6 protein-coding genes are annotated in these 8,801 nt (G+C 64.0%); 1 reads left to right on the top strand and 5 read right to left on the bottom strand.

Features of this window, described 5'->3' with window-relative positions; genetic code table 11:
* Positions 1 to 18 precede the first annotated feature (18 nt).
* From KVY23_RS24465 to KVY23_RS24445, 5 genes are all read right to left on the bottom strand, one after another.
* Positions 19 to 969, bottom strand: coding sequence for a plasmid pRiA4b ORF-3 family protein (locus KVY23_RS24465; protein ID WP_230558495.1), 951 nt, complete (start codon positions 967 to 969; stop codon positions 19 to 21).
* 25 nt (positions 970 to 994) lie between these two features.
* Complete coding sequence (locus tag KVY23_RS24460) at positions 995 to 1,540, bottom strand: LpqN/LpqT family lipoprotein (protein WP_075837157.1); 546 nt, start codon at positions 1,538 to 1,540, stop codon at positions 995 to 997.
* Positions 1,541 to 1,606: 66 nt separating this feature from the next.
* A complete protein-coding gene (locus KVY23_RS24455; RefSeq protein WP_230558494.1) occupies positions 1,607 to 2,422 on the bottom strand; it encodes a Cof-type HAD-IIB family hydrolase in 816 nt (271 codons plus the stop codon).
* A gap of 31 nt (positions 2,423 to 2,453) precedes the next feature.
* On the bottom strand, positions 2,454 to 3,107 hold the full coding sequence (locus KVY23_RS24450; protein ID WP_206511888.1) for an NAD(P)-dependent oxidoreductase: 654 nt from the start codon (positions 3,105 to 3,107) through the stop codon (positions 2,454 to 2,456).
* Between the two features lie 93 nt (positions 3,108 to 3,200).
* Positions 3,201 to 7,871 carry an AAA domain-containing protein gene (locus tag KVY23_RS24445; RefSeq protein WP_230558496.1) on the bottom strand — a complete coding sequence of 1,557 codons (4,671 nt, stop codon included), beginning with the start codon at positions 7,869 to 7,871 and terminating at the stop codon, positions 3,201 to 3,203.
* Positions 7,872 to 8,677: 806 nt separating this feature from the next.
* On the opposite strand from KVY23_RS24445, the gene KVY23_RS25350 reads away from it, so the two are divergent.
* Positions 8,678 to 8,801, top strand: a 124-nt coding sequence (locus KVY23_RS25350) for a biotin carboxylase N-terminal domain-containing protein (RefSeq protein WP_374108768.1), incomplete at its 3' end; no start/stop codon positions are given.

Here is an 8,801-nt window from a genome sequence, read left to right as displayed (position 1 = left end):
GGGTTAGGAGTCACACAATCACTCCAGGTTGAAATAGTGCTCACCCACCAGCGGCTCGGTGACCAGCGTTCTCCGGTTGCACCAGCTCCAGCCGAAGACTCGCCGATCAAGTCCCATTAGGTTCCTTGCCCCTTCTCGCAGCAGTTCCTCGCGCACGGAGTCGACGACCAGCGACGGAAGGTGACCCGCATCGGTCAATCGGAGTCCGCGCCCGACGCGCTGCAGGAACCCGGTGAGCTTCGACATCGCCCTCTGCGCGACGAGGAGGTCGACGGAACTCTCGATCGTCAGTTCGCATCTTGGCAGCAATTCGAGCAGCCGCGGCGTCGGAGCGGTGCGGGTATGCCTGAACAACCGAGCAATCGCTGGCGATGCTGCAGCGCTCTCGACCTCGGTCGAGCGGGGCAAGGGCAATGCTCGTAGGCGGCTGTTCGCAACGCCGAGCAACTCGGTGACATCTCCGGGCTCGGAACCATCACCGGCCCCGGCGACACAGACAGGCCTGAGGTCGTCGATATCAGGGTCCACCGAGATCAATTCGATCGTCGCCGACCACGTTCCGCTGTGGTTGTACCGCACCACATCGCCGGCAGCGACGAAGAGCGAATCGATTCGGACATGATCTGCGGGCTGCACCGTATCGCCATCCGAGTGCTGGTGCGACGCACGCGGCCGGTACGCCCAGCTACGCCCGGCCGCGTCCATCACGAACTCGTATCTTGCGGTCTCGGACCAACCCATCATCGACTGCACGTTCGCGTGCAGCTCCGGGAGCAGAAGATCGGATCGCACCTTGACCTGGCGCCATACGCTCGACCGAACATCCTCGAGGTTCACGCGAAGAATGAGCTGGGCAAGCGCCGCCGGTCGAACGGGCAACATCTCGCGATCCTGCGCTTCCGCTTCACGGTCCGTCGATGAGTCCAGCACCAGCGTCAGGTGCCGGGCCCGCCCGGTGCGATTCGGCATGCCCTCGACAGTAGCGAGAAACTGTTCAGCGCCCACCGACGAAGAGACCGTCGTTGATCGCCGCGACATCGAAAGCGAGCTTGTCCATCTGATCAGTGGCTACGGTGACCGTCAGTTGCACCAGATACTGCTCGTCGGCGCCCACGACGGCGTAGCGCGTGGTGACAGCGAGGTTCAGCTGATCCGCGACGAACGTTCCGCGAACGAACCGCGAGGGCCACGGACCCAGATCGTCGAAGCTCACCTCGAGTTCGGACCATCCAGGCAGCAGGCGGGCGTCGGTGAAGCTGCAGTTCAGCACCGCCTCCGGATCGACGCGGGCGGACAACCTCCCCACCAGCAGCACCGCGTTGGGAGCGAATCCGTTCTCGATCATGCCGGGCTCGACCAGAACTTCGGTGGTGCCGGGGAACTGGTCGGTGGGGGCTGCCTGCCAGCCTGCCGGTGTCGACGCGGCGATACCCAGCTGTTCGGCACCGTCGCGATCGACGGGTGCCATCTCTACGCTGTTGGCCGCCAGATACTGGGCGACCGTCATTTCGCCGAACGCGCTCGTTCCTGCCTCGGACATGTACCTACCCCTCGTCGACGCGGATCACATGGACAGTGTCCCGCTCGATCGTAGGATGGCCGTTCCCTACCGGCGGCTGCGCACCAGTTCCTCGAGATACACGGCCACTCCGTCTTCGTCGTTGGTGTCGAGAATCCGATCTGCGACAGCCTTGACCTCGGGTATCGCGTTCGCGGTCGTCAGTGCGGTGCCGGCCCACTCGAGCATGGGCAGATCATTGAAGGCGTCGCCGACGGCGGCGACAGAACTCCGCTCGATACCCAGCCTGTGGCACAGCGTCGACAGCGCGCTCGCCTTGGACACCCCCGCAGCGGACATCTCGATGTATTGCGCGCCGGAGTGCGTGAGTTCGACGTCACCGACCTGTGCCCTCATAACTGTGTGGAACACCTCGATGCTGGACAGCTCGGGATGTCTTGCCACGATCTTCACCGTCGGTTCCGCCGTGAGAACTGTTGGCGAAACTTCCATTTCGTGCGGGTGGCGATGGTGGTCGGCAAAGACGCACAGCGCTGCGTAACCGTGCTCGGCCACGAATCGGGTGGGGCCGACCGTCGCGAACACGACGCCGGGCACCAGCTCGCGCACTCGATGCATCGCCGATCGGACGGCGTCCGCTGCGATCGCTGTGGTTGCCGCGATACTCGGAGTTCCGTCGGCCAGGTCCAACATCACCGCACCGTTAGCGCCGATCGCCATTCCGGTGAAACCGCAGGATCGAGCCAGATCGTGGATGGAATGACGCGCGCGGGCCGAGGCCCACACGACCTCGATGCCCGCCGACCGGGCGTCGGACATCGCCTGGGCTGTGCGAGCCGAGATGGTCCGATCCGAGCCGAGCAATGTGCCGTCGAGATCGGTGGCCACAAGTTCTATCGTCACGTGCGTCGATGATGCCAGCACTCACTTCGGTTTACGAGAAGCGGATCGCTTCCTCGATCGGAGTGCTTCCGTTGTCGAACTCGATGAATCGACCAACCGTGGATTCGCTGTCGATGGCGGCCGCAATCACCGCGGCTACGTCGTTGCGGGTGACCGATTCTCGGGTCGCGCCGTCTTCCCTGGTGGTGATCGATCCGGTTCCGGGGTCCGTCGTCAATGCACTGGGCCCGAGGATCGTCCACGACAGCGACGTCGATCGCAGGTACTCATCTGCGTCGGACTTGGCCTCCGCGTATGGATAGAACGCGTTGCCGCGCTCGACGCCGTGATCCGGTCCGGCACCGAAGTACGAGAGCATCAGATAGCGACCGATACCCGCTCGGCCGGCCGCGTCCATGGACCGAATGGCGGCATCTCGATCGACTGCGTAGGTTCTGTCGGCGTCGCCGCCACCGGCACCCGCAGCCCAGACGACCGTGTCGAAGCCGTCGAGCAGCGTGGCGATCTTCTCCACGTCGAGGTACTCGATGTCTGCGACGAGAGGGGTCGCTCCGGCATCGGCAACCTCATCGATTTGCGCAGAGTTTCGGATGATCGACCCGACCTCGTGACCGCGGGCCACCAGTAATGGTGCCAGCCGCAGTGCTACCTGTCCGTGACCTCCGAACACAGCGATTCTCGACATGGACAGCTCCTTTGCAGTGGGATCGTCGTAGTACGCCACCCGCACTCGGTGGCACTGTTCGACGGTGTGCCCACTGCCCGCGAGGCCGAAACGTCACCGACGATGCCCGAACCCGCCGCTGTGAAATCCGCCGCGAAACCCGTTGACCGGCAGCGCTTTCTCCACAACCGCGGCATCGTCGGTGCCGTTGGGCATGCCCCACGGCTCGGATTCGAGCTCGGATGACTCCGCGTCCGGTGATGCGATCCCGGCAACCACGTCGTCGGGATTGGGGTCGAGATCGACCGGCGCCCAGTCACCTTCGGCGTGCGTCCCCGATCCGTTCAGGTCGTCGCCACCAGAGGTATCCGCATCTACCGAATCGGGCTCGATTCCCGACGAGGCCAGGGTGGACCACAACGTCGACAGCGCCAACTCCGGATCGAGATAGAACTCCGACTCACGGACGCGCCAGAAAACCCATCCACACCGCTTCAACTCCTGCTCACGCAGCAGATCGACCACCATACGTTCCTCGCTGCCGAGCACAGTGTCGCCATCGCACTCCACCGCCAGCCTCGACGCCTGCCCGGTCACGACGAGGTCGATACGGCGGTTGTTGATCTCCACACCCGGGCTCACGTGATAGCCCCGACGCCGCAGCTCGAGAAAGACATGCTGCTCGAAGATCGTCGCGAAGCCGGGATGCCTGCTGTCGGCGACCACATCCGTCGGCATCGGCGCCGCAGGAGCCGGCGATATCGACGTCATATAGCTCAGAAGGGAATTCCGCAGGTCGGCGCGTTTGAGCCGGTCGACGGTAACCGAGTGAAACAGCCAGAGTTGATCCTGCGCCCGAGACGCAGCGACATTGAAGCGTCGCTTGTACTGGTTGGCGGTGAGTGCGATGAACGGTTGAGTGGGCGCGACGACCATCGAAAGGAACACCACGCTGCGTTCGTCGCCCTGGAAGTCGGGAGGTGTTCCCACTCGCAGCCGCCGGTCCTCCCACTGGTCGATTCCGATGCGCTCGATCAGCTTGTTCCGAATCACATCGACCTGCGAAGTGCCCTGCAGCACCACCACACCGAAGGTTCTACCGTCATACTGGGGATCGTCGAGACACATCACGATCCGGTTCACAATGGCAGCGGCCTCGGCCTGATTGACGAGTGTGGAACCCTTACCTACCACCGTCGCATCGGGCACGAACGTGTGACGCAGCGGAGGCAGGCGATCGGCCCCGAACTGGCGCAGCGGAACCAGCGGTGAGTCGCCGTAGAACTGTTGACTGGACCAGTTGATGATCTCCGGCATCGAGCGGAAGTGCTCGCGCAGCCGAACCACCTGGCCGAATCTGGTCCGAAGCATGGAGAACAAACTCGACCGCGGTGTCAGCGTGGCACGGACGTGTTCGGGCATGTCCGGTAGGTAGACATCCAACCTCTCGAACACATCTTCCAACGTCCCCGACTGAGGCACATCGGCAGGCGCACACTGGCGATCGTCGCCGACGACGATGACGCGCGGCGCCAGGTAGAGAAGACAGAGGCTGCTGATGTCCGCCTGGCTGGCCTCGTCGACGATGACGACATCGAATGTGTCTGGCGCAGGCGGGATCGACGAGAGCACCTGTTGAAGCGGCATCACCCACGCCGGGACGGCGCTCTGCGCATCACGCATCGCAGACCGAGCTGCGCTACGGAAAGTCTCGGCGTACTTGCCCGCGCCTCCACCGATCGCCGAAATGTGCTCACGGTAGGTCTGCAATGCTCGAACTTCCACTGCGGTCATGCGGTCGAGGCAGTCGCGCCACGCCATCGCCGCACCGAGCTGCACCGTGAGATCGGCCAGATCTGCTTCGGCCTCGTTCAGCTGTGCGTCGAGCCGATGCTCGATACCTTCCCGGTGCTGATCGGTTACCCATTCCCGCGCTCGGCGCCACGCCCATGCCTTGGACATCTGCCAGCTGAGCTCGTCCCAGTCCGGATCGGCTGCGGTGTCGACCACCAGCTGGTAGAGCGTGGGAGCGGCCTCGGTCAACGCCGTCGTCAACCGCTCCCTCTCCCGTTGGTCTTCCTGCTCCTGACACGCCGCGAGATAGCTTTCGCAAGCCAGTGTCACTGCCTCGGCATCAGCCGCACTCAAGGCGGCGATCAACCCGGCACCCTCTGGAGACACTCCAGTATCTAATTCTGCTGCAACGGAATACAGAATTCGGTCCAGTTCGGTCCGTGCAACGTCAGCATCGATTCGGGTAGCGATCGCACCGGCCGCGCCGGCGAAATTGGTTGCGTCGGTGAGGCTCTTGATCCACGGCGCGGAAGGTGACACAGCATAGAGCCGCTCGACCAACGCATCTCGCGCGTGCAGCACAGCCCCCACTCGAGTCAGTTTGGCTGTCACGAGCTGCAGGTCGTTGACCTGCCTGGACCGTGATCCCTGCGCGGAGACGGTGATACCGAGGTCCGAGAGCAAGACCGCCGCAGTATGCACCACGTCCAGCGCCCGCAGATGTTCGGTCACGAGACGAGCGGCCAGGGCAGACGAGGTGGGCATGCCGTCGACCCGCGACACAATCCCCAGATCCTCCACTGCTTTCTGCTGCGGGCTTCGACGTAGCCTGCCGCGCCATTCCACCCCTGCTTCCAGCGCCACCGCCAGGGCCTCCATGGCCTGCAGGGCGGCATTCGTCGTCAGCGAGCACTCTACGTCGTGAGCTCCGACGAAGCGGTCTGCCCGAGCCGCGACCTCGACCGTCGAGACGATCCCACTCACACGGGACCACAGATGCGCAGCTTCGCCCGACAGGACCGAATCGATCAATTGCCGATAGACGGGTTCGAGATCCTGCACTTCGCGAACTCGCGCGTCGAGTTCCTCGCACAGCCGTCGGATGTCGGATGCTGCGGTGGGGTCGACACCGCCGAGGAATTCGACCAGTTGCGAGGACTGCTCCGACGCCATCTCAACTGTCGCACTTGCGCGCACGCAGAGCTGATGCACTTCGGCCGAGTTGGGGAGCAACGACTTCAGTGGGGGCAACGATTGACGCATCCGGGCCGGCTGCCCATCGAGGGATGTCGCTAGGTAGCGACGTAGCCGGTCGACCTCGGTACCGCTCAGCGGTGGGCGCTCGGTGAACACCGGACCCGGCAACCACTGATGAGCTTCCGCCCCGGTGGCGACCTTGCGAACGACCGCCGCAGCGGTGCCCTCGTAGCCGTCCGAAATATAGGGATGCACAACGGTTTCCGAGGCTCGAAGCTCGACGACGGACTCCAGGAGCGCAGCACGTCTGGCGATCGCCTCCGCCCGTCGCACCGTCAACGATTCGATCTTTTCCGCCTCGTCGACGTCGTTGTACGCAGCCTTGCGATCGGCGATCCGCGCGACACTGCGGCTGAGCTCCTCCGAACCACCACGGGAGAGGTCGGTGACGGACACGCACAGTTCCTGTAATTCCGGTGGCAGCTTGTCGCGCAGCACCCGCAATGCTTGTGACTTCTCACTAGTGACCAGAACGCGCTGGCCCCGCGCAAGCAGGGCCGCCATCAGGTTCGCGATGGTGTGAGTCTTCCCAGTCCCGGGTGGACCTTCCACAACGACGCCGCTGTCCCGGCCGAGACGATGCACGATCTGCGATTGCTCGGCGTTTGCCGGGAGCGGGAACATCGGATCCGCGACGAGCTGCTTCAGGTCGGCCGCGCCGGTCTCGGCCAGCCATGCCAGACGCTTCTCCGGCTCGATGGGCTCGACCAGCTGGGTCAGCCCGAGGGGAATCTCGGAATCAGGTGCGCCGAGGTCTTCGATCATGCGGTCGTAGTAGGCGAGAAGCGCGTAAGAATCACGTTTGCGCAGGACGAGCGCTGGCGCGAAGGTCAGGGACGGTCGCGCGGATGTTGCGGACACCGGGTCGGGAGCAAGCAGGTCGGACGTATCGAATTGCGCGCCCAGGGCCCGGTGAGCCCACTCGGTCAGCAGAGACGGCACCGCCGAGGACAGCGGTGAGGAGATCCGTTCTCCGAGCGAAGCCTGCAACACTCCCGAACCGGAGGAATCGAAACCCTCCATGCCGGTCAATACCCGGGTGTCTTCGAGCCGAGGGAGCGAGTTCGGCGACAACACGACGAGGAGGTCGCCGGTTCGCACGTCACGCTCGATCGTCGCGGATTGGGTGAGCAGGTGGGTGCGCACCTCCTCGCGTTCCTCGGTGGCAGGAAGCCCCAACAGGCCCGATGCCACGACGAGTTCCACCGACTCCGGCCGGGACGTCAGCTCCTGCATCATTACCTGCAGCGACTGGAACAGCACCGTCTGCGGCCTGCGGCGACGGTCGGCTTCGGCCCAGGTACGCCACCGGCGCATGTACCCGGAGAAGGCATGATGGACCTCGTAGGCGCGCCGGACATCGAAATCGGAGTCGGTCTCCGAGTCCAGTTCCCCCGCCGAATCCGACACTCCTTCGACATCGAGCGCGCTTCCGTCGACAGTGGGTGCGAGGGCCTCGGACGGGATCGTCGGGTCGAGGAGCTCGAGCGTGCGTCGGCTGCTGTCCGAGAGCGATGCGTCGTCGACGAGACCGACCAGAATTCCCGGGAGGTCCGGCGGAGGCTCGACGACCGACCTAGCCGACCTGAGCACCACTGCGCCCGCGCTCCCGTCGAGGTAGGAGGTGCCAGGATCGGCGTCCAACCACTGAACCCGCGGGTGGTCGTCGTATCGCAGGACGGGTGCAGTCCGTGTCGTGACGATCTCACGCAGGAACTCCAGGAGGCGGAGCACACGCCCACGGACGTCCTGCGCGGCGGGGCCCTCCGCGCGGTCACGACTCGGCACCGGTGAAGTCGACACTGTTGAACCTCTGAAATCTCGAACGGCCACCCTCGAACAGGGCGGATGTTTGCCAACACAGCCCAGAATAGTCGTCGAGTTCATCCGAAGTGCTTTGTCCAAACTCCTGGATGGTTTTTCTCGTGCGATGTAACAACAACACGATGACCGTTCACGCTCAGCTCACAGATCGCCCGCGGCGACGCGGCAGTGTCCTCTCGGTGAACAAGACGCGACCCGGACGCCTCCAGGGCGCACACTCACACCGTGTCACACCGTGCCGCACCGTCGACCCGGACGGTGCCGCCGGAAGCCCCAGACTTCGTACCCGTCGGTAACGTACCGGCCGGTAACCACATGCTGCGGATGCCCGCGAAATACACGCTCCCTCAACGCTACTCGCCAGTAAGCCGTCAAGCCTTCGGAGAAATTTCGTGGCACATTCTCCACCGGTACTCGAAATCGCCTGCCGCAGTTGACTATTGAATAGGGCGATATGAGTCACACATGCAGAAGAATCCGTTGGCGTAGCAATCCCACTGTGAGCGGCTAGAATAAGCCGCACTCGGACATGCCCATTCGGCACACCGGGGCGGCGGTACCGATGACAGACCCGAGATCGAGCACTGGTCACGCCACGCCGCGAAGATCATCGTCCGAATTCGGCCACCAGCGGGCCGAATATCTGATAAGAACCCCGACGGGCGGGACGCACCTGTCCCGGCGAGACCGACACATACGAGACGAAGAGAGACACGTTGTTCAAGCGGATTGCAGTAGTCAACAGGGGTGAGGCGGCGGTTCGCCTGATCAGGGCTGTGAAGGAACTCAACGCCGAGTACGACTACGGTATCCGGACGGTGGCGTTGCATACCGATTCCG

Source organism: Rhodococcus sp. I2R, assembly GCF_020889545.1.
Classification (GTDB): Bacteria; Actinomycetota; Actinomycetes; order Mycobacteriales; family Mycobacteriaceae; genus Rhodococcoides.
Note: the sequence above shows the minus strand (reverse complement) of the source record. Positions and strands in the feature narration are given on the sequence as shown.